Source organism: Variovorax sp. P4_B10 (assembly GCF_056402375.1).
The window spans coordinates 48024-67438 of sequence record NZ_JBFUHN010000019.1 but is presented as its reverse complement, the minus strand read 5'-3'; the positions used below and the strand labels follow the sequence as shown (position 1 = coordinate 67438).

21 protein-coding genes are annotated in these 19415 nt (G+C 67.5%); 10 read left to right on the top strand and 11 right to left on the bottom strand.

Going from position 1 to position 19415, the window contains the following annotated elements; genetic code table 11:
• Window positions 1-18: 18 nt before the first annotated feature.
• The 3 genes from AC1DXX_RS11730 to AC1DXX_RS11720 all read right to left on the bottom strand — a co-directional run bounded on the left by AC1DXX_RS11730 (window position 19) and on the right by AC1DXX_RS11720 (window position 2822).
• On the bottom strand, window positions 19-1176 hold the full coding sequence (locus AC1DXX_RS11730) for an alpha-hydroxy acid oxidase (protein ID WP_478134361.1): 1158 nt from the start codon (window positions 1174-1176) through the stop codon (window positions 19-21).
• Window positions 1177-1312: 136 nt separating this feature from the next.
• Entirely contained in the window at window positions 1313-2197 is an 885-nt protein-coding gene (locus tag AC1DXX_RS11725) for a LysR substrate-binding domain-containing protein (protein WP_478134360.1), read from the bottom strand.
• Between the two features lie 25 nt (window positions 2198-2222).
• Window positions 2223-2822, bottom strand: a complete 600-nt coding sequence (locus AC1DXX_RS11720; protein WP_478134359.1) for a TetR/AcrR family transcriptional regulator — start codon at window positions 2820-2822, stop codon at window positions 2223-2225.
• Between the two features lie 87 nt (window positions 2823-2909).
• Between AC1DXX_RS11720 and AC1DXX_RS11715 the strand changes: the two genes are divergently transcribed.
• From AC1DXX_RS11715 to cynS, 7 genes are all read left to right on the top strand, one after another.
• Window positions 2910-3332: a nuclear transport factor 2 family protein gene (locus AC1DXX_RS11715; RefSeq protein ID WP_478134358.1), complete on the top strand. Its 423-nt coding sequence runs from the start codon at window positions 2910-2912 to the stop codon at window positions 3330-3332.
• Between the two features lie 43 nt (window positions 3333-3375).
• Window positions 3376-4563, top strand: a complete 1188-nt coding sequence (locus AC1DXX_RS11710; RefSeq protein ID WP_478134357.1) for a sensor histidine kinase — start codon at window positions 3376-3378, stop codon at window positions 4561-4563.
• 1 nt (window position 4564) lies between these two features.
• Complete coding sequence (locus tag AC1DXX_RS11705) at window positions 4565-5233, top strand: response regulator transcription factor (protein ID WP_478134356.1); 669 nt, start codon at window positions 4565-4567, stop codon at window positions 5231-5233.
• A 148-nt stretch (window positions 5234-5381) separates the two neighbouring features.
• Window positions 5382-6737: a CmpA/NrtA family ABC transporter substrate-binding protein gene (locus AC1DXX_RS11700; RefSeq protein ID WP_478134355.1), complete on the top strand. Its 1356-nt coding sequence runs from the start codon at window positions 5382-5384 to the stop codon at window positions 6735-6737.
• A 3-nt stretch (window positions 6738-6740) separates the two neighbouring features.
• The gene (gene ntrB, locus AC1DXX_RS11695; RefSeq protein ID WP_478134354.1) at window positions 6741-7619 is read left to right on the top strand and encodes a nitrate ABC transporter permease; all 879 of its coding nucleotides are present in this window, start codon (window positions 6741-6743) and stop codon (window positions 7617-7619) included.
• Between the two features lie 22 nt (window positions 7620-7641).
• The gene (locus AC1DXX_RS11690) at window positions 7642-8469 is read left to right on the top strand and encodes an ABC transporter ATP-binding protein (RefSeq protein WP_478134353.1); all 828 of its coding nucleotides are present in this window, start codon (window positions 7642-7644) and stop codon (window positions 8467-8469) included.
• 40 nt (window positions 8470-8509) lie between these two features.
• Window positions 8510-8953 (top strand): cyanase, encoded by a 444-nt coding sequence (gene cynS / locus AC1DXX_RS11685; RefSeq protein WP_478134352.1) that lies wholly within the window; start codon window positions 8510-8512, stop codon window positions 8951-8953.
• A 31-nt stretch (window positions 8954-8984) separates the two neighbouring features.
• Here the strand turns inward: cynS and AC1DXX_RS11680 are convergent, their stop codons facing one another.
• Window positions 8985-9734, bottom strand: a complete 750-nt coding sequence (locus AC1DXX_RS11680) for an SDR family oxidoreductase (RefSeq protein WP_478134351.1) — start codon at window positions 9732-9734, stop codon at window positions 8985-8987.
• 257 nt (window positions 9735-9991) lie between these two features.
• On the opposite strand from AC1DXX_RS11680, the gene AC1DXX_RS11675 reads away from it, so the two are divergent.
• Entirely contained in the window at window positions 9992-10603 is a 612-nt protein-coding gene (locus tag AC1DXX_RS11675) for a DUF4337 domain-containing protein (protein WP_478134350.1), read from the top strand.
• Between the two features lie 179 nt (window positions 10604-10782).
• Window positions 10783-11322 (top strand): nucleoside 2-deoxyribosyltransferase, encoded by a 540-nt coding sequence (locus AC1DXX_RS11670; RefSeq protein WP_478134349.1) that lies wholly within the window; start codon window positions 10783-10785, stop codon window positions 11320-11322.
• On the opposite strand, the gene AC1DXX_RS11665 is transcribed toward AC1DXX_RS11670, so the two are convergent.
• The 4 genes from AC1DXX_RS11665 to AC1DXX_RS11650 form a co-directional block, all read right to left on the bottom strand.
• Window positions 11323-11913, bottom strand: a complete 591-nt coding sequence (locus tag AC1DXX_RS11665) for an NADPH-dependent FMN reductase (protein WP_478134348.1) — start codon at window positions 11911-11913, stop codon at window positions 11323-11325.
• A 5-nt stretch (window positions 11914-11918) separates the two neighbouring features.
• Complete coding sequence (locus tag AC1DXX_RS11660; RefSeq protein WP_478134347.1) at window positions 11919-12266, bottom strand: DUF1161 domain-containing protein; 348 nt, start codon at window positions 12264-12266, stop codon at window positions 11919-11921.
• Window positions 12267-12279: 13 nt separating this feature from the next.
• Window positions 12280-14517 carry an NADP-dependent isocitrate dehydrogenase gene (locus tag AC1DXX_RS11655; RefSeq protein ID WP_478134346.1) on the bottom strand — a complete coding sequence of 746 codons (2238 nt, stop codon included), beginning with the start codon at window positions 14515-14517 and terminating at the stop codon, window positions 12280-12282.
• A gap of 135 nt (window positions 14518-14652) precedes the next feature.
• On the bottom strand, window positions 14653-15573 hold the full coding sequence (locus AC1DXX_RS11650; protein ID WP_478134345.1) for a LysR family transcriptional regulator: 921 nt from the start codon (window positions 15571-15573) through the stop codon (window positions 14653-14655).
• A 117-nt stretch (window positions 15574-15690) separates the two neighbouring features.
• On the opposite strand from AC1DXX_RS11650, the gene AC1DXX_RS11645 reads away from it, so the two are divergent.
• Complete coding sequence (locus AC1DXX_RS11645; RefSeq protein ID WP_478134344.1) at window positions 15691-16542, top strand: oxidoreductase; 852 nt, start codon at window positions 15691-15693, stop codon at window positions 16540-16542.
• Window positions 16543-16551: 9 nt separating this feature from the next.
• Here AC1DXX_RS11645 and AC1DXX_RS11640 read toward each other — a convergent pair whose 3' ends face one another.
• The 3 genes from AC1DXX_RS11640 to AC1DXX_RS11630 all read right to left on the bottom strand — a co-directional run bounded on the left by AC1DXX_RS11640 (window position 16552) and on the right by AC1DXX_RS11630 (window position 19253).
• Complete coding sequence (locus AC1DXX_RS11640) at window positions 16552-17187, bottom strand: ABC transporter ATP-binding protein (protein ID WP_478134343.1); 636 nt, start codon at window positions 17185-17187, stop codon at window positions 16552-16554.
• 72 nt (window positions 17188-17259) lie between these two features.
• On the bottom strand, window positions 17260-18576 hold the full coding sequence (locus AC1DXX_RS11635; RefSeq protein WP_478134342.1) for a CynX/NimT family MFS transporter: 1317 nt from the start codon (window positions 18574-18576) through the stop codon (window positions 17260-17262).
• Window positions 18573-19253, bottom strand: a complete 681-nt coding sequence (locus AC1DXX_RS11630; protein WP_478134341.1) for a FadR/GntR family transcriptional regulator — start codon at window positions 19251-19253, stop codon at window positions 18573-18575. The genes AC1DXX_RS11635 and AC1DXX_RS11630 overlap by 4 nt, the downstream gene beginning before the upstream one ends.
• Between the last annotated feature and the right edge of the window lie 162 nt (window positions 19254-19415).

Sequence of the window (19415 nt, the reverse complement as noted above, 5' to 3'; positions counted from 1 at the left end):
ATCGCCTGTTCGCAGGCCCTAGAAGGTGCCCGGCAGCAGGATGCTCGAATCGACCTCATCGATCTGCGTGCGGCCGCAGAAGGCCATGGTGATGTCGAGTTCCTTGTGGATGATCTGCAGCGCGCGCGTCACGCCCGCTTGACCGTGGGCGCCGAGGCCGTAGAGAAAACTGCGGCCGATCATCGTGCCGCGCGCGCCGAGCGCGCGGGCCTTGAGCACGTCCTGCCCGCTGCGGATGCCGCCGTCCATCCACACCTCGATCTCGCTGCCAACGGCCTCGACGATGGCGGGCAGCGCGGCGATGGAAGAGGGCGCACCGTCGAGCTGGCGGCCGCCGTGGTTCGACACGATGAGCGCATCGGCACCGCTGGATGCCGCGAGGCGTGCGTCTTCGACGTCCATGATGCCCTTGAGGATGAGCTTGCCGCCCCAGAGCTTCTTGATCCACTCCACGTCGGCCCAGCTCAGCGCGGGGTCGAACTGCTCGGCCGTCCATGACGACAGCGACGACAGGTCCTTCACGCCCTTGGCGTGGCCCGCGATGTTGCCGAAGGTGCGGCGCTTGGTGCCCAGCATGCCCATGCACCAGCGCGGCTTGGTCGCGAGGTTGATCAGGTTCTTGAGGGTGGGCTTGGGCGGCGCAGTCAGGCCGTTCTTGATGTCCTTGTGGCGCTGGCCGAGGATCTGCAGGTCGAGCGTGAGCTGCAGGGCCGACACGTTGGCGGCCCTGGCGCGTTCGATCAGGCGCTCGATGAAGTCGCGGTCCTTCATCACGTAGAGCTGGAACCAGAAGGGATGCCGGTCGGTGCCTTCGGCGATGTCCTCGAGCGAGCAGATGCTCATGGTCGAGAGCGTGAACGGAATGCCGAAGGCCTTGGCCGCGCGGGCACCGAGGATCTCGCCGTCGGCATGCTGCATGCCGGTGAGGCCGGTGGGCGCAATGGCCACGGGCATGGACACGTCCTGGCCGACCATGGTGCTGCGGGTGGAGCGGCCTTCCATGTTCACGGCCACGCGCTGGCGCAGCTTGATCTTCTGAAAGTCGCTCTCGTTGGCGCGGTAGGTGCCCTCGGTCCAGGCGCCGGAGTCGGCGTAGTCGTAGAACATCTTCGGCACGCGCCGCTTGGCGATCACCCGCAGGTCTTCGATGCTGGTGATCTTGGAAAGGTCGGGCACGGGGGAGTCTCCTGGGTAGTCTTCGATGGCTTGCTTGCGCCGGCGGGCCATTATCGGCAGGCTCCGCCGCGGGCCGAGTCTGGGTGGGAAAACCGCCGCCGATCTGAAAAATACCGGGGCAGAAACTGAAAAGAATTCAGTCGCGCAGCGCCTGCCGCAGCCATTCGACAAAAGTCGCACACTCCCAGCGCTCCATCGCCCCCGGCCGCCAGCAGAGGAAGTAGGCATTGGGAGAGGGCACGCTCTGCGCCGAGAGCCGCACGAGGCGGCCGCTTTCCAGCCAGGCGCTCCCGAGCTTCAGGTGCATCAGCACCACGCCGAAGTCTTCCGCCGCCGCATCGAGCGCCAGGCCCAGGTCGTTGAACTGGTGGCCCGTGGCCGGTTCCGGCAGGCCGATGCCGCAGGCCTTGAACCAGGTGCGCCACGATTCGAGCGGTGTGCGCAGCAGCTGGACGCGCGCCACCTCGGCATCGGTCGCGAAGCCGTCGAACGGCCCGTGGCGCTGCAGGTAGGCCGGGCTGCAGACCGGCGAGATCTCGTCGGCCAGCAGCTGGAACGACTCGCGGTCGTGAAAGGGCCCGGTGCCGAAACGCAGTTCGATGTCGGCCTCTTCGACCGTCATGTTGCGCACCGGCGTGGTCACCTGCAGCATCAGTTCGATGTTCGGGTAGGCGTCGCGAAACTGCGCCAGCCGGGGCAGCAGCATCTGGCGCGAGAAGGTGGGCGTGACAGCCACGCGCAGCCGCCGGATCTGCGATGCGGACTCGCGGCCCGGCACCTGCTGCAGCGCCGCGATGGCCTCGCGCACGCGCGCCAGGTAGGCGAGGCCGTCGGCGCTGAGGCTGAAGTCGTTGCCCGCAAAGAACTTGAGCGCGAGCTGCGTTTCGAGCTGGCGGATGCGGTGGCTCACTGCGCTGGGCGTCACGCTGAGCTCTTCGGCCGCGAGGTTCACGCTGCGCAGCCGTGCGACGGCCTCGAAGGCCTGCAGGCCCTGTGTCGAGGGGAGTCGCGTCGAAACCATGTGTTGTTGTTTCCGGGGATGGATGTTATCGAGTCGCTGACGGGCGCAAGGTGGCGACCAGTGCTTCGAGCAGCCGGCGCAGATCGTCGACCGCTTCGTGCGCCAGCGCTGCATCGCCCATCTGCGCCTTGACGATGGCGCCGTCGACGCCGAGCGCGGCCGCCTGCGCGATGACCATGCGCTGCGGTCCATCGGGCAACAGGCCGGCGATCACCTCGACCATCTCGCACTTGTGCTCGCGTGCGATGTCGGCGGCGCCGGCCACGCTCGCGCCGACCTCCACCACGGCGTTGATGAACGCACAGCCGCGAAAGACCGGGTCGGCAAACCACTCGGCCATCACATCGGCCAGCATCGGCAGCGCTTGCCCGTCGCCGATGCGCTGCTGCGCGTCGCGGCGGCCCAATGCATCGACGAACCATGCCATCCACCGCCCGTGCCGGTGATCGAGAAAGGCGCGCACCAGGTCGTCCTTCGACGGAAAGTGCCGGTAGAAGGTGACCTTGGTGACGCCCGAGGCGGCGATCACGCGGTCGATGCCGGTGGCGCGGATGCCGTCTGCGTAGAAGAGATCGTGCGCCGTGAGCAGGATGCGTTCGCGCGCGGGCAGTGCGGAGATGTCCATGCGGTGATTGTAGGCATGTAGACAGGTCTGTCTACATGTGGCACATTGCGGGCCTTCACCACCCCGTCACTACAAGGAAAGACCCTCATGGAATCCCGCCCGCCGCTGCCTCCCTTCACGCTCGAATCCGCCACCCGGAAAGTCCAGGCCGCCGAAGACGCCTGGAACACGCGCGACCCGGTTCGCGTGAGCCTGGCCTATACGCCCGACACCGAGTGGCGCAACCGCGCCGACTTCGTGAACGGCCGTGAGCAGGTGGTGGCGTTCCTCACCCGCAAGTGGGAGCGCGAGCACGACTACCGGCTGAAGAAGCAGCTCTGGGCCTTCATGGACAACCGCATCGCGGTGCGTTTCGAGTACGAATGGCATGACGCCGCGGGCCAATGGTTCCGCAGCCATGGCAACGAGAACTGGGAGTTCGCGGAGAACGGCCTGATGCAGAAGCGCTACGCGAGCATCAACGACCAGCCCATCCAGGAGTCGGAGCGCAAGTTCCGCTGGGACCGCTGAGGGAGCAAGACCGCCGGGCACGGGTGTTGCTTGCTTTTGGTGCATGGAAACGCCCGTCCTGAACCCCACCGCCAGCCATCCCCTCTGGCAGCACCAGCTGGGCCTGCTGCTGGAGTCCACCGGCGAGGGCATCTTCGGCATCGACCTCGACGGCCACTGCATGTTCATCAACCGGGCCGGCGCGCAGATGCTGGGCCACGAGGCGCGCGACGTGATCGGCTCGAACATGCACGAGCTCACGCACCACTCGCACCCCGACGGCTCGCACTACGCCGACACCGACTGCCCGATCTTCAACGCCTTCCGCCGCGGCCTGCCGTGCCGCATCGACACCGAGGTGTTCTGGCGCCGCGACTGCACCGCCTTTGCGGTGGAGTATTCGAGCCACCCGATCATGGACGGCGCGCAGGTGCGCGGCGCCGTCATCACCTTTGTCGACATCACCGAGCGCCGCCGCCACGCCGAGGCGCTGCAACAAGCCAAGGACGAGCTCGGCCTGCGCGTACAGGAGCGCACCCGCGAACTCAGCGATGCGCTCGTGCAGTTGCGCGAACTCTCCGCCTGGCTCGACAAGGTGCGCGAAGACGAGCGCACCCGCATCGCGCGCGAGGTGCACGACGAGCTCGGCAGCCTGCTGGTCGCGCTCAAGATGGACGTCAACTGGATCGGCAAGCGCCTGGGCGAGCAGCAAGAGCGCACGCCCGATGCCGCGCAATCCATGCGCGACCAGATGCGCTGCAAGTGCAGCAACATGAGCCAGCTGATCGAGCGCGCGGTCGACAACGTGGGCCGCATCATCACCGACCTGCGCCCCAGCATCCTCGATCACCAGGGCCTGTGGGCAGCGCTCGAATGGCAGGCCCACGAATTCGTGCAGTCGGCCGAGATGGAGATCGACTGGCGCTTCGACGTGCCGGCAGGTGTGGAGCTGCCCGAGCCCGCGGCCATTGCGGTGTTCCGGATCTTCCAGGAGATGCTGAGCAACGTCGGCCGCCACGCGAAGGCGCACAGCCTCGGCATCCGCATCGGTGTGGAACAACAGCAATTGAGCATCAGCGTGCGCGACGACGGCGTCGGTGCGCCGGCGCAGGCCTTCGAGGCCGCCACCTCGTACGGCGTGCTCGGCATGCGCGAGCGGGCGCGCCACTTCGGCGGGCGCATCGACATCGAAAGCCGGGTGGGCGTGGGCAGCACCTTCTGCCTGCACCTGCCATTGCCGGTGGATGCCTGAGATGAACGACATCCGCGTGCTCATCGGCGACGACCACCGCATCGTGCGCGAGGGCCTGAAGCAGATGCTCGGCGACCTCTCCAACGGCCTGCCTTCGATGACCGTTCGCGCCGAAGCGCAGACCGGTCCCGAGGTGCTGGCCGCCGTGCAGGAACTGGGCGGACCCGATGGCCTGGACGTTGTGCTGCTCGACATTGCACTGCCCGGCCGCGACGGCCTCGACGTGCTGCAGGCCCTGCGCAAAGAGTGGCCCACGCTGCCCGTGTTGATGCTCAGCACCTACCCCGAGAAGCAGTACGCGGTGCGCTGCATCAAGCTCGGTGCCTCGGGCTACCTGAACAAGAGCGCCGATGCCGACGACATGGTGAGTGCCGTGCGCAAGGTGGCGGCTGGTGGCCTGTACGTCTCTGCCGCCACGGCCGAGGCGCTGGCCGCTGCCGTAGGCCGCAACGCGGGGCAGGGCGCCGAGCAGCTCTCGCACCGCGAGCACCAGGTCTACCGCCTGCTCAGCGCCGGGCACAGCGTGAGCGAAATCGGTGCACAGCTCGGTCTCGCGCCCAACACCGTCAGCACCTACCGTGCGCGCATCCTTGAGAAGACCGGCACCAAGAACGACGTGGAGCTCGCGCTGTATGCCGAACGCAACGGCAAGGCCGCCCCCACGACCTGAAAACGAAGCCGGCGGTGGCCGTCTTGTAGTGCCAGCCCTACAAGCCCTCGACAAGCGCGGCACGATCTGAGCGCCGGGGGCCTTCGGGCCTCGCATCCGGCCCGGGCCTTGCATCGTGGCAAGCATCTTTTCACCGAGGTGCACCACCATGTCCAGCCCATCCGATTCGACCGCCTGCGATCTCTACGACGCCGACCGGCCACTGAACATGCGCTGCGCCTGCGGCCGCAACCACGGCCGCGGCGCCGAGATCGACGTCAGCCCGGGCGACAAGCTCGAAGCCAGCCTCATGAAGGCCCTGTTCCCAGACGACAGCGTGCGCCGCAACTTCCTGCGCGCCGTGGGCGCCGGCACCGCGCGCGCCGCCATCGCCTCGGTGCTGCCGCTGGGTGCGTTGCAGGCCATGGCGCAGGACAAGGCGCCGCTCGAAAAGACCAACCTGAAGATAGGCTTCATTCCGATCACCTGCGCCACGCCGCTGATCATGGCGCACCCCCTGGGCTTCTATCAAAAGCAGGGCCTCAACGTCGACGTGGTCAAGACCGCAGGCTGGGCGCTCATCCGCGACAAGATGCTCAACAAGGAGTACGACGCCACGCACTTCCTGTCGCCGATGCCGCTCGCCATTTCGATGGGCGCGGGCTCCAACCAGGTGGCGATGAATGTCGCGACCATCCAGAACACCAACGGCCAGGCCATCACGCTGGCCAACAAGCACAAGGACAAGCGCGACCCGAAGACGTGGAAGGGCCTGAAGTTCGCCGTGCCCTTCGAGTACAGCATGCACAACTTCCTGCTGCGCTACTACGTGGCGGAGGCGGGCCTGAACCCCGACACCGACATCCAGATCCGCGTGGTGCCGCCACCCGAGATGGTGGCCAACCTGCGGGCCGGCAACATCGACGGCTACCTCGGCCCCGACCCTTTCAACCAGCGTGCGGTGTTCGAGGAAATCGGCTTCCTGCACCTGCTGACGCGAGACCTGTGGAACGGCCACCCGTGCTGCGCCTTCGGCACCTCGACCGAGTTCATCGAGAAGAACCCCAACACCTTCGCCGCACTCGTGCGCGCGGTGCTCACCGCCTCGGCCATGGCGCGCGACCCGAAGAACCGCGAACTCATCGCCAAGGTGATCGCGCCCGCGCAGTACCTGAACCAGCCCGAGACCGTGCTCACGCAGGTGCTCACCGGCAAGTTCGCCGATGGCCTCGGCAACATCCGCACCGTGCCCGACCGCGCCGACTTCGACCCCATTCCCTGGCAGTCGATGGCGGTGTGGATGCTCACGCAGATGAAACGCTGGGGCTACGTGAAGGGCGACGTCAATTACAGGCAGATCGCCGAGAAAGTCTTCCTGCTCACCGATGCGAAGAAGCGCATGAAGGACCTGGGCCAGAGCGTGCCCGATGGCGCGTATCCCAAGTTCACCATCATGGGCAAGGTGTTCGACCCCGCGAAGCCCGACGACTACGTCAAGAGCTTCGCCATTGCGAAGATGGCCTGAGCCATGCCGAAGAAGGCCCTCTCGTTCAAGGCGGCGCTGGTGTCGCTGCTGATATTTCTGCTGCTGGTCGGCGTGTGGCAACTGGCGACCGCACCGACCACCGGTGCCTCCGCTGTGGCAGGCATGACCGCCGAGCAGATCGAGTACCAGAGGATGCTCGGCAAGGACCCCACGCAAGGCCAGCAGGGCCAGGTCAAGAGTTCGGGCTTTCCCACGCCGGCCGAGATGGGCGCCACCGCGTGGAAGCACCTGTCGAACCCCTTCTACGACAACGGGCCGAACGACAAGGGCATTGCCATCCAGCTTGCCTATTCGCTCGCCCGCGTGGGGCTGGGCTTTTTGCTGGCCTGCGTGGTGGCGGTGCCGCTGGGTTTCGTCATCGGCATGTCGCCGCTGCTGCACAAGGCTTTCGATCCGTTCATCCAGGTGCTCAAGCCCATCTCGCCGCTCGCATGGATGCCGCTGGCGCTCTACACCATCAAGGACTCTTCGGTCAGCGGCATCTTCGTGATCTTCATCTGCTCGGTATGGCCGATGCTGCTGAACACCGCCTTCGGCGTGGCCTCGGTCAAGCGCGAATGGCTCAACGTGGCGAGCACGCTCGAGGTGAAACCGCTGCGCCGCGCGTTCCGCGTCATCCTGCCGGCGGCCGCGCCCACCATCCTCACCGGCATGCGCATCAGCATGAGCATCGCGTGGCTCGTCATCGTGGCGGCCGAGATGCTCGTGGGCGGCACCGGCATCGGCTACTTCGTGTGGAACGAGTGGAACAACCTCTCGCTCACCAACGTGATCTTCGCGATCCTGGTGATCGGGGTCGTCGGCATGCTGCTCGACCAGGCCTTTGCCGGGCTGCAGCGGAAGGTGACCTATGTGGAGTGATCGATTTGCACAAGGCGCCCTCATGACACCCGCTCCCACGCCACTGCCCGCTACCGGCGGCTTCCTGCGCATCGAAGGCCTGGCCAAGGCCTTCGTGCCCGCGCGGCCCGTGTTCGCCGACGTGTCCTTCACGCTGGACCGTGGCGAGTTCGTCTGCATCATCGGTCACTCGGGCTGCGGCAAGACCACCATCCTCAACGTGCTGGCGGGCCTCGACCAGGCAAGCGCAGGCCATGTGTTCATGGACGGCCGCGAGGTCGCGGGCCCCAGCCTGGAGCGCGGCGTGGTCTTCCAGAGCCACGCGCTCATGCCCTGGCTCACCGTGCGCAAGAACATCGCCTTCGCCGTGTCCTCGCGATGGCCCGACTGGTCGGGCGCGCAGGTCGATGCGCAGGTGGAGCGCTTCGTGGCCATGGTGGGCCTGCAGGCCGCCATCGACAAGAAGCCCTCGCAGCTCTCGGGCGGCATGAAGCAGCGCGTGGGCATTGCGCGCGCCTTTGCCATCCAGCCCAAGATGCTGCTGCTCGACGAGCCCTTCGGTGCGCTCGATGCGCTCACGCGCGGCACCATCCAGGACGAGCTGATGACCATCGTGCGCCAGACGCAGCAGACCGTCTTCATGATCACGCACGACGTGGACGAGGCCATCCTGCTGGCCGACCGCATCCTGCTGATGACCAACGGTGCCGACCAGCCCGGCGGCAGCTACCGCGCCGGCAACATCGTCGAGACCGTGGTCAACCCGCTGCCGCGCGAGCGCACGCGCGCTTCGCTGCACCACCTGGACGGCTACTACGCGCTGCGCAACCACATCGTCGATTTCCTCGTCACGCGCGCCAAGGCGTCGTGATCCCATCACCATTCTCAATTTCAATCAGGAGCAAACCCACATGAACCGCAACGACGTCACCGAGAAGATCATCACCGTGAAGGTGTCCAAGGGCATCCAGTGGGCCGACGTGGCCAGGAAGGTCGGTCTTTCGAAAGAGTGGACCACCGCGGCCTGCCTCGGCCAGATGACGCTCGACGACAGGCAGGCAAAAATCATCGGCAAGATCTTCGGCCTCACGCCCGAGGAGCAGAAGTGGCTCAAGGTCGTGCCCTACAAGGGCTCGCTGCCCACGCCCGTGCCGACCGATCCGCTGATCTACCGCTGGTACGAGGTGGTGAGCGTGTACGGCACCACCATCAAGGAGCTGATCCACGAGGAGTTCGGCGACGGCATCATGAGCGCCATCGACTTCAGCATGGACATCCAGCGCCAGCCCGACCCGAAGGGCGACCGCGTCAACGTGGTGCTGTCGGGCAAATTCCTGCCGTACAAGACCTACTGACGCGGCGGCCGCAGCAGGGCCGGCAGTCCGATCACCACGCGTGCTCGGCCGGCCTCGGCCTTGCAGCCGACCGCATCGGCGCCGCGATGCCGTACCCCTCGATCGCCCCGGCGATCGACCGTGCGACGCCCTCGGCAGGCACCGCGAGGCGCCGCCGCGTGCGCATGCGCTCGAAGGTGTAGCTGGCCGCGATGCGTTCGGCCAGCGGGTCGGCGAGCCCGGTCACGTCGGGGCTCACCACCGTGACGTGCAGGCGCCCCTCGTGTTCCTGCCGCAGCCCTTCGGAGATCGCGTTCACCGCGTACTGCGTGCCGTGGTACACGGCCGACGCCGGCGACACGCCCTGCATCGCCACCGGCGCGACATTCACGATGTGGCCCCAGCCCTGCGCCTGCATCGTCGGCAGCACCGCCGCAATGCCGAGCAGCACGCCGCGCAGGTTCACGTCGATCATGAGTTCCCACTCCTCGATCTTGCGGTTCCACAGCGGCGACAGCGGCATCACGCCGGCCGCGTTGACCAGCACGTCGATCTGGCCGTGCGTGTCGAAGGCGAACTCGGCGAAGGCCTCCATGCTGGGCCGGTGCGTCACGTCGAGCCGCTGGAAGCTCGCCGTGCCGCCCGTGGCGTTGATCTCGGCCGCGAGAGCCTCCAGCCGATCGGTGCGGCGTGCACCGAGCACCACGCTGGCACCGCGCCGCGCCAGCAGCCGCGCGGTCGCTTCGCCGATGCCGCTGCTCGCGCCGGTGATGAGGACGACTTTTTCCTGGATTGCGCTCATACAAAACTCCTCGTGCGGGTCTGTGAACCATGGCGCAAAGCGTGCGCCGGGCATGGAGAGGAGTCTCGCGCCGACGGTGCTTCGAGCGGTATCCGGATTGAACGCGGTTCTTGCCTGATCCTGCGAAAACGCGGTGTGGATCGAACAGGCCCGCATGAGATCCGGCGGCTGGCCGGAGTCCTCGGTCGCGGGGCGGACGCGACAGGGCATACTGCGCCCGCTCCACCCCGTAATTTCAAGATTTCAAGAAGGATCCCATGTCAGGACACGGCTTTCACGTGCACGGCCCGCACGATCACGAACTGGAACACGCTGCATCCGGCGGCCACGCGCAAGGCGACGGTGCGGCCACGCATGCCGGCGGCATGGGCATGACAGGCAAGATCGCGGTCTGCACCGCAGTGATCGCCACCGTTGGCGCGATCTTCTCGTACATGGGCGGGGCCACGCAGGCCAATGCCGGGATCTACAAGAACAACGCCGCGATCAAGAAGACCGAGGCTTCGAACCAGTGGAATTACTTCCAGTCGAAGAGCACCAAGCAGGCGCTTGCCGAATTCGCACGCGACACCGCGACGGACGATAAAAAGCAGGGCTGGCAGGACAAGGTGACCCGCTACGAGCAGGAGAAAACCGTCATCCAGACCGATGCGAAGAAACTGGAGGCCGAGGCGAGCAAGTGGGATCTCCAGTCGGAAGAGCAGATGCACCAGCACCATCGCTGGGCCCAGGCGACCACGGTGCTGCAGGTGTCGATCGCGCTCGCAGCCATTGCGTTGCTGACCAAGAAGAAATGGCTGGAGCGCGGGATGTTCGCCGTGGCGGTCGCGGGACTGGCGGTCGGGGTCCTGGCAGCGCTTCATATCTAGCGCCGCCTCGGCGGCCCTCGCGGCTCTCAGCGCCGCGTCGTGCTTTCGCGGCGTTATATGGCTCCTGTCGAGTTCTTGCCTGTTTCTGGACAAGGGACCGGCCACGGATGTCGGCCAAGGCGTTACGCGATGCAATGGAGTGGTTGCGCAGCCGAACGCCCCATCTAAGATGCGCTTCGATGCCCGAAGCACCTGAAAACCCGACGCGCCCCCGGATCTACCTCGCCGGCCCGGACGTCTTTCGTCCGGATGCCAGGGACCATTTCATGCGGCTCACGGCGGCTTGCGAAGCGTTGGGCCTGGTGGCGCTGCTGCCGGCCGACGGCAACGAGGACCAGAGCCTCGAAGCGCCGGAGAAGCAGATCTACGAAGCCAACATGCAGCGCCTTCGCAGCGCAGACGGCGTGGTGGCGAACCTCGCATCCTTCAGAGGGCTGGAGCCGGATTCCGGCACGGTGTTCGAGGTTGGCGCCGCGGTGGCGCTGGGGATTCCCGTCGTGGCCTATGGCGTGCCCGCGGGCAGCTATGCGGACCGGGCACGGTCAGCGCTGCAATGCGGGCACGACGCGAGCGGCGTGCTGCGCGAGAGCGGCACCGGCATCGCGGTCGAAGACTTCGGCCAGCCGCTGAACCTCATGCTGGCCTGTTCGATCCACATCGAGCCGACGCCGGAAGCAGCCCTGAAGAAGATGGCTGAAGTGCTTGCCGGCCTGCGTTAGCTAGTAGGGCGGCGCCTTGCGCGCCCGCTGTGCGCGCGCCGCCTCGGTCCACCAGGCCAGGTCATCGGCAAACCGCCCGAACGACCGCTCCAGCGATTCCCCTGCACTGCCGATCGGCTTCCCGTGCGCATCCAGCGTCTGGGAAATCGGCCCCACCGCCAGCGTGCTCGACACCACCACCATCCCCATCTCCGACAGGATCGAATGCCAGATCGTGCCCGAGCGAACGCCTGAGAACCGCCCCGCCGAATAGCTGGCGACAGCGGCCGGCCGCCAGAACCACTCTTCGAGAAAGTGGTCCGTCAGATTCTTCAACCCGGGCTGCGGCCCCCAGTTGTATTCGCCGGTCACGAAGACGAAGCCGTCCGCGTTGCGGATCTTCTGCGCCAGTGCTTCCATGGCCGCAGGCGCCGTGCCCTTCGGATATTCCTTGTACATGCGGTCGAGCATCGGCAGGTCGACCGCCTTGGCGTCGATCAGCTCCGCCTCGGCGCCTCGCGCGCCGAGGCCTGCCACCACGTAGTCCGCGAGACGTATGCCCATGCGGTCCGAGCGGTACGAGCCATAGAACACCAGGATCTTGTCAGCCATCGTTGCTACTTCCTGCAGTCGCCGCCGACCGACACGGTGCCGTCCTTGCACTCGGTCAGGATGCTGTCGTCCTCGGGCGAGCGCGGGGGCACCGGCGCTGCACCCGGTGCCGATCCATCTTCACGCTGATAGACGATCTTCTTGGTGCCGAGCTCGCAGCTGCCCACCACCTGGCCAGCCGCTGGCGCGTTGGCATCGACGGTGAGCACCGCGAACCGCGTGACGCCGGCCGCGCTGATCTTCGATTCGATCTGGGCGCGCAGCGCCTCGCAGTTCTCGGCACCGTGGACCGCGCCGGCGAAGGCCAGCGCGGCGGGAAGCAGCCAGAGCTTCTTCATGACGGGCTTGCCCACGCGGCGGGTTTTCTCAAGCCTGCGCCGTCGCCAGCGCCGCGTTGAGCGTCGCGCTCGGACGCATCACCGCCTCGAACTTTTCCTTGTCCGCGAGGTAGTAGCCGCCGATGTCCACGGCCTTGCCCTGCACGGCCGAGAGTTCGTCGACGATCTTCTGTTCGTTGGCGGTGAGCGTCTCGGCCAGCTTCTTGAACTTGGCCTGCAGCGCCTTGTCGTCGGTCTGTGCGGCCAGTTCCTGGGCCCAGTACATGGCCAGGTAGAACTGGCTGCCGCGGTTGTCCAGCTGGCCGGTCTTGGGCGACGGGTTCTTGTTGTTGTCCAGCAGCTTGCCGGTCGCGGTGTCCAGCGTCTTGGCCAGGATCTTGGCCTGGGCGTTGCCGGTCTTCAGGCCCAGGTCTTCCAGGCTCACGGCCAGCGCGAGGAATTCGCCGAGCGAATCCCAGCGCAGGTGGTTCTCTTCGACCAGTTGCTGCACGTGCTTGGGGGCCGAGCCGCCCGCGCCGGTCTCGTACAGGCCGCCGCCGGCCATCAAGGGCACGATGGACAGCATCTTGGCCGAGGTGCCCAGCTCCATGATGGGGAACAGGTCGGTCAGGTAGTCGCGCAGGATGTTGCCGGTGGCACTGATGGTGTCCAGGCCGCGGACGACGCGCTCGAGTGTGTAGCGCATGGCGCGCACCTGGCTCATGATCTGGATGTCCAGGCCCGAGGTGTTGTGCTCGTGCAGGTACATCTTGACCTTGGTGATCAGCTGCGCTTCGTGCGGGCGGTAGGCGTCGAGCCAGAACACCACCGGCATGCCGGAGTTGCGCGCGCGGTTGACGGCCAGCTTCACCCAGTCGCGGATCGCGGCGTCCTTGACTTGGCACATGCGCCAGATGTCGCCCTGCTCCACATCCTCGCTCATCAGCACCTCGCCGGTGTCCAGGTCGGTGATGTTGGCGACGCCGTCCTCCGGAATCTCGAAGGTCTTGTCGTGCGAGCCGTACTCCTCGGCCTTCTGGGCCATGAGGCCCACGTTGGGCACCGTGCCCATGGTCTTGGGGTCGAAGGCGCCGTGCCACTTGCAGAAGTTGATGATCTCCTGGTAGATGCGGGCGAAGGTGGACTCGGGCATCACGGCCTTGACGTCCTTCAGGCGGCCGTCGGCGCCCCACATCTTGCCGCCGTTGCGGATCATCGCGGGCATGGAGGCGTCCACGATGACGTCGTTGGGCGAATGGAAGTTGGTGATGCCCTTGGCCGAGTCGACCATGGCCAGTTCGGGGCGGTTCTCGTGGCAGGCGTGCAGGTCGCGCTTGATCTCGTCCTGCGTGCTCTGGGGCAGCGCGGCGATCTTGTTGTAGAGATCGACCATGCCGTTGTTGACGTTGATGCCCAGCTCGTCGAACAGCTTGCCGTGCTTCTCGAAGGCGTCCTTGTAGAAGATCTTCACGCAGTGGCCGAACACGATGGGGTGCGAGACCTTCATCATGGTGGCCTTGACGTGCAGCGAGAACATGACGCCGGTCTTGTGCGCGTCCTCGATCTCCTTTTCGTAGAAGGCCAGCAACGCCTTCTTGCTCATGAACATGGAGTCGATGACCTCGCGGTCCAGCAGCGCGACCTTGGACTTGAGCACGACGGTCTTGCCGCTCTTGGTCAGCAGTTCCATCTTGACGTTGCGCGCGCGGTCCAGGGTCATGGACTTCTCGCCGTGGTAGAAGTCGCCGCCGTGCATGTGCGAGACKTGCGAGCGCGAGGCCTGGCTCCAGTCGGCCATGCTGTGCGGGTTCTTGCGCGCGTATTCCTTCACCGCCTTGGGCGCGCGGCGGTCGGAGTTGCCCTCGCGCAGCACCGGGTTCACCGCGCTGCCGGTGCACTTGTTGTAGCGAACGCGGATGTCCTTGTCCTCGTCGGTGGTCGGGTTCTCGGGGTAATCGGGGATCTTGTAGCCCTTGTCCTGCAGCTCCTTGATCGCCGACTTGAGTTGGGACACCGAGGCGCTGATGTTGGGCAGCTTGATGATGTTGGCGTCGGGTTGGAGCGTGAGCCTGCCCAGTTCGGCGAGGTTGTCAGGCACTTTCTGTGCGTCGCTCAGGAATTCGGGGAACTCGCCCAGGATGCGGGCCGCGACGGAAATGTCGCTCGTCGTGACGTTGATGCCGGCCGGCGCGGTGAAGGCGCGCACGATGGGCAGGAACGCGAAGGTCGCCAGCAGGGGCGCCTCGTCGGTGAGGGTGTAGACGATGGTGGGTTGCTTCGTGCTCATGCGCTTGCTTCCGTAAAGCTGAGGGGTCGGGTGGCAGGGACTTCCGGCTGGTTCTGGTGGCCGGAGTCCCCGATTGTCGCCCGGGCGAGCCGGGGATTGGCCGGCCAGCCCCTGAAGACCCCGCCTGGGGGCGTCTTAAGAGGGCGGGCGGCTCGTTGGGGCTGCGAGCATTTCCCGCGCCAGGTCGACAAAAGCGCGCAACTTCGGCGCCTGGGCCGCCCGCCGCGGGAAATACAGGAAAAGCCCCGGCTCGTCGAAGGCGGACTTGGGCAGCAGCTGCCGCAGCCGGCCCTCGCGCAGCTCGGCGCGCACCAGCGGCTCGAAGATGTAGGCGATGCCGACGTCGGCCAGCGCCAGTTCCCGGGCATACAGCGCGTTGGTGACGCGCACCGTGCCCTTCACCTCGACGGCCACGTCGGCACCCTTGTCGCGCAGGTCCCAGGCGTACACGCCGCCCGAGGTCACGAAGCGGAAGCCGATGCAGTTGTGCCTGGCCAGCGCGGCAAGGTTGCGCGGCTCGCCGGCCGCCGCCAGGTAGCGCGGCGTGGCCACCATGATGGCCTGGAACGGCGGGGTGAGCCGCACCGCAACCATGTCCTGCGCGACCGTGTGGCCGAGCCGCACGCCCGCGTCGTAGCCGCCGGCCACGATGTCGGCCAAGCCGTCGTCGGAAGCGATCTCGATCACGAGTTCGGGGTGGCGGCGCGACATCTCGGCCACCATCGGCGTGATGGCCAGCGGCAGCGCCACGTGCGGGGCATTGATGCGCAGCACGCCGCCCACGCGCCCGAGCGCTTCGCCGAAGCGGTCGACGGCATCGGCGATTTCGCCCATGGCGGGGCCGAGCATGCCGATGAAGCCCGCGCCGGCCTCGGTGAGCCGCACGCTGCGCGTGGTGCGCGCGAAAAGCGGCTGGCCCAGGTGGTCTTCGACGGCGCGCACGGCATGGCTCACGGCCGAGGCGCTCATGCCCAGTTCGGCGGCGGCCGCCGCGAAGCCCCCGCGCCGGTGCACCGCCAGCACGATCGCGAGATGCGGAAGCAGGGTGCGGTCCATTCATGCATCGTATCGCAAGGTGTATTCGATTTGAACCATCTAGTCGATGAATAAAATTGCGGGAATAGTCACGCCATGCCCCGGCCGCAAGCCGCAACCCACGAAGGAGCCACCGTCATGTCCAACGCCACCCGCACCGCCCAAACCTGGTTCATCACCGGCGCCGCCTCCGGCTTCGGCCACGCCTTCGCCGCGCACGCGCTGGCGCAGGGCCACAACGTGGTCGCCACCGCCCGCGATGCCGCCCGCCTCGCTGACCTGGTGGCGCTCGCGCCCGAACGGGTGCTGGCCGCGCCGCTCGACGTCGACGTGGCCGGCGCCGCCGAAGTCGCCGTGCAGGCCGCGGTGGCGCGCTTCGGCCGCATCGACGTGCTCATCAACAACGCGGGCTACGGCGTGGTCGGCGCGCTCGAGGAAACCCCCGACGCCGAACTGCGCGCGCTGATGAACACCAACTTCTTCGGCGCGATGGCGGTCACGCGGGCCGCGCTGCCGGTGCTGCGCGCGCAGCGTTCGGGCGCCATCGTCAACATCTCCAGCCTGGGCGGGCAGCTGTCGTTTGCGGGCTTCAGCGCGTACTCGGCCTCCAAGTTCGCGCTGGAGGGCGCCTCCGAAGCGCTGGCGCAGGAGGTGGCGCCTTTCGGCGTGAAGGTGCTGATCGTCGAGCCGGGCCAGTTCCGCACGCAGCTCGCGGGCAGCGGCATGCGCCACATGCCGGTGATCGAGGCCTACCAGCCGGTCGTGGGCGCCACGCGCGAGTTCGCGCGTTCGATGCACAACACGCAGGCCGGCGATCCGCGCAAGGCCGCGGCGGCCATCGAACGCGCACTGAATGCGCAACACACGCCGCTGCGGCTGCAGCTGGGCGACGACGCGGTCGATGCGGTGCGCGCGCATGCGCAAGCGCTGCTGAAGGACATGGAGGCCTGGGAGCCGGTGAGCCGCAGCACCAGCTTCGACGCGGCCTGAAGCCGCGCGTCAGCGAAGCGGCAGCCCGATGGTCTGCGCGAGCGGCACGGCGTCGACGGGCGCCGAACTCGCGACAACGACGGCCTGCCCCGGCCGTCCGGCGAAGCCCGCGAGCGCGGCCCACAGGCAGCGCGTCGACGGGCCATCGAGCCCGGCCGTCGGCTCGTCGAGCAGCACCAGCGGTCGGCCCGACGCGAGCCCTGCCGCCATCCAGACCTTGCGCTTCGAGCCGGTCGAGAGCATGAACATCTTCTTGTCGAGGTGCGGGGTCAGGGCAAAACCCTCGACCAAGGCTTGCCATCGGTCCGCATCGAAGTGCGCGTCGCCCTCGCGGAGTGTCGCGGTGCATTCCCGCGCGGTGACCTGGTCGAACCGGTCCGTCGCCGGTTCGACGAAGAACACGTTCCGGCGATAGGCCTCGGGCGAGGCGTCGAGACGCACCCCCGCGACCGCCAGCCGGCCCGTGGCGGGCAGCATGCCGGCGATCACCTGAAGCAGCGCCGACTTGCCGGTGCCGGTGTCGCCATGCAGCAGCGTGACGCCCGGGCCGATGGATGCGCTCCAGCCGGCGGCGATCGCGGGCTGGCCGGGGTAGGCGAAGGTCAGTGCCTGGAGCTGGAGGAGGGGAGGGGGAGAAGCGGTCATGGGGTGCCCCCGACTTTACGTGGCCGGAACGCCTGAACCGTTCTCCTGCGCGCCCCGGGGCGGCGGGTCCGCTCAGTGCTTCGCGATGGTCACTGCACCCACGTGCATCGTGCGCCCGGCCCCGAGCCCGGCGATCACCAGCGCGATGCCCAGTCCGATGAAAAGCCAGGCCGAGGCGCGGAAGCTGCCGGTCCATCCGTGCAGCAGGCCGGCCAGCAACGGCCCGAACGCGGCCACCATGTAGCCCACGCCCTGGGCCATGCCCGAGAGGTGCGCAGCGATGTGCGAATCGCGCGAGCGCAGCACGATCATCGTGAGGGCCAGCGCGAAGGTGCCGCCCTGCGCGATGCCCAGCAGCACGGCCCACAGCCACACGCCCGGCAGCGGCGCGAACAGCATCGCCAGCATGGCCGTCACGGTGAACATCGCGAGCGCCACGGCAAGGCCGCGCTGGTTGCGCAGCCTCACGGCCAGGGCCGGCACCACGAGGCAGGTCACCACCTGCGTCATGACCGACAGCGACACCACGTAGCCGGCCGTCTCGCCGCCGAGCCCGCGCTCGCGCAGGATGGGCGCAAGCCAGCCCATCACGATGTAGGCGAGGGCGGACTGCAGCCCCATGAAGAGCGTGACCTGCCAGGCCAGCCGGTCGCGCCAGAGGCCGCGCACGGTGAAGCCCGATTCACTCGCGACCGGCTTGAGCGGCAGGGCCTGCGGCGCCCAGATCAGCGTGACCAGCAGGGCCGGCACCGCCCAGATGGCCAGGGCAGAGGTCCAGCCGCCGCCCAGCGCATGCTCGAGCGGCACCGTGAGGCCCGCGGCGCTGGCGGCGCCGCCGCACACGGCCATGGTGTAGAGCCCCATCATCAGCGCCACCTGCTTCGCGAAGTCGCGCTTCACCAGCCCCGACAGCAGCACGTTCGATACCGCGATGCCGCTGCCCGCAATGGCCGAGGCCAGGAACAGCAGCGGGATGCTGCCGGTGCCGCGCAGCACCGTGCCGACCAGGATCAGCAGCATGCAGCCGAGCAGCGTGCGCTCGGTGCCGAAGCGGCGGCCGAGCCAGGGCGCCAGCGGCGCGAAGAGGCCCAGGCAGACGATCGGCAGCGTGGTCAGCAGGCTGGCGGCCGTGGCCGAGAGGCCGGTGGCCTTGATGATCTCGGGCAGCACGACCGAGAGGCTCGCGAACACGGGCCGCAGGTTGAAGGCGATCAGCACCACGCTGGCGCCAAGCAGGATGCGGCGGCCCAGGCTGGGGGCGGGCGTGGGGCGCGGCGCGGGCTGGCTGTCGACCTCGGCGTCGATCAGCAGCTCTTCGGTGGTGCCGAAGTGCGAAGGCGGGGCGCGGTGTGCGGCGGCGGCACCGGCAGGCAGGGGCATCGAACTCATGCGGTGCCCAGGGCCAGCGTGTTGAGCATGGGCGCCATGAAGCCGCGCACGGCGGCGGCGGCGCGGTCGGGATCGCGGCTGGCAATGGCTTCGACGATGGCGCGGTGCGCGGCCTCGTCGGGCTCGGGCAGGCTGGTGCCCATGCTGCTTGCGATCGTCTCCTTGATGTAGCCGCTGATGAAGCGGCAGGTCTCGGCGAGCGCGAGGTTGCCCGAGATGTCGGCAATGGCGAGGTGGAAGGCGAGGTCGCGCTCGATAAAAGCGGCGCCACCGTCGGCCGCGTCCGGCATGCCGCGCTTGTCGAGCAGGGTCTGCAGGCGGCGCAGGTCGCGGGCCGTGTGGCGCAGTGCGGCGAGCCGTGCGGCCTCGACTTCGAGCGCGCGGCGCACTTCGAACTGGTCGCGCAGGCTGGCGAGCCGCATCTTCTGCAGGCAGGAAGAAGGGTCGAAGCCCGAGCGCACATAGGTGCCCGATCCTTGGCGCACTTCGAGCAGCCCGCGCGACACCAGCGTCTTGACCGCTTCGCGCACCGTGCCGCGGCTCACGCCCAGCAGCTGCGCGAGTTGCGGTTCGATGGGAATTCGGGAGCCGATGGCCCAGCGGCCGTCCGCGATTTCGGCGCGGATGCTGTTCGCGGCGCTGTCTGCGAGCGAGGTTCGTGGGGCTTGGGCGAGCATCGGTGTGGCACCTATTCATTCAATGATTGGATGAATTGTGACCCAAATGCAAGACCAGGGGCCGTGCACGGATGGAAGCGCCACCCAATTCGGCCGCGTTCAAGCCCCAAACCCCGAGGATTCTGCAAGCGCGATTCACATGACTGCCGCCGAACAGTGAAC

Bases quoted from the DNA above. Each gene is read 5' to 3' on its own strand.
- AC1DXX_RS11710 (WP_478134357.1), top strand. From the start codon at position 3,376: ATGGAAACGCCCGTCCTGAACCCCACCGCCAGCCATCCCCTCTGGCAG.
- AC1DXX_RS11675 (WP_478134350.1), top strand. From the start codon at position 9,992: ATGTCAGGACACGGCTTTCACGTGCACGGCCCGCACGATCACGAACTG.
- AC1DXX_RS11705 (WP_478134356.1), top strand. From the start codon at position 4,565: ATGAACGACATCCGCGTGCTCATCGGCGACGACCACCGCATCGTGCGC.
- AC1DXX_RS11690 (WP_478134353.1), top strand. From the start codon at position 7,642: ATGACACCCGCTCCCACGCCACTGCCCGCTACCGGCGGCTTCCTGCGC.
- AC1DXX_RS11650 (WP_478134345.1), bottom strand. From the start codon at position 15,573: ATGGACCGCACCCTGCTTCCGCATCTCGCGATCGTGCTGGCGGTGCAC.
- ntrB (WP_478134354.1), top strand. From the start codon at position 6,741: ATGCCGAAGAAGGCCCTCTCGTTCAAGGCGGCGCTGGTGTCGCTGCTG.
- AC1DXX_RS11640 (WP_478134343.1), bottom strand. From the start codon at position 17,187: ATGACCGCTTCTCCCCCTCCCCTCCTCCAGCTCCAGGCACTGACCTTC.
- AC1DXX_RS11680 (WP_478134351.1), bottom strand. From the start codon at position 9,734: ATGAGCGCAATCCAGGAAAAAGTCGTCCTCATCACCGGCGCGAGCAGC.
- AC1DXX_RS11700 (WP_478134355.1), top strand. From the start codon at position 5,382: ATGTCCAGCCCATCCGATTCGACCGCCTGCGATCTCTACGACGCCGAC.
- AC1DXX_RS11630 (WP_478134341.1), bottom strand. From the start codon at position 19,253: ATGCTCGCCCAAGCCCCACGAACCTCGCTCGCAGACAGCGCCGCGAAC.
- AC1DXX_RS11635 (WP_478134342.1), bottom strand. From the start codon at position 18,576: ATGAGTTCGATGCCCCTGCCTGCCGGTGCCGCCGCCGCACACCGCGCC.
- AC1DXX_RS11645 (WP_478134344.1), top strand. From the start codon at position 15,691: ATGTCCAACGCCACCCGCACCGCCCAAACCTGGTTCATCACCGGCGCC.
- AC1DXX_RS11715 (WP_478134358.1), top strand. From the start codon at position 2,910: ATGGAATCCCGCCCGCCGCTGCCTCCCTTCACGCTCGAATCCGCCACC.
- AC1DXX_RS11670 (WP_478134349.1), top strand. From the start codon at position 10,783: ATGCCCGAAGCACCTGAAAACCCGACGCGCCCCCGGATCTACCTCGCC.
- cynS (WP_478134352.1), top strand. From the start codon at position 8,510: ATGAACCGCAACGACGTCACCGAGAAGATCATCACCGTGAAGGTGTCC.
- AC1DXX_RS11665 (WP_478134348.1), bottom strand. From the start codon at position 11,913: ATGGCTGACAAGATCCTGGTGTTCTATGGCTCGTACCGCTCGGACCGC.
- AC1DXX_RS11720 (WP_478134359.1), bottom strand. From the start codon at position 2,822: ATGGACATCTCCGCACTGCCCGCGCGCGAACGCATCCTGCTCACGGCG.
- AC1DXX_RS11725 (WP_478134360.1), bottom strand. From the start codon at position 2,197: ATGGTTTCGACGCGACTCCCCTCGACACAGGGCCTGCAGGCCTTCGAG.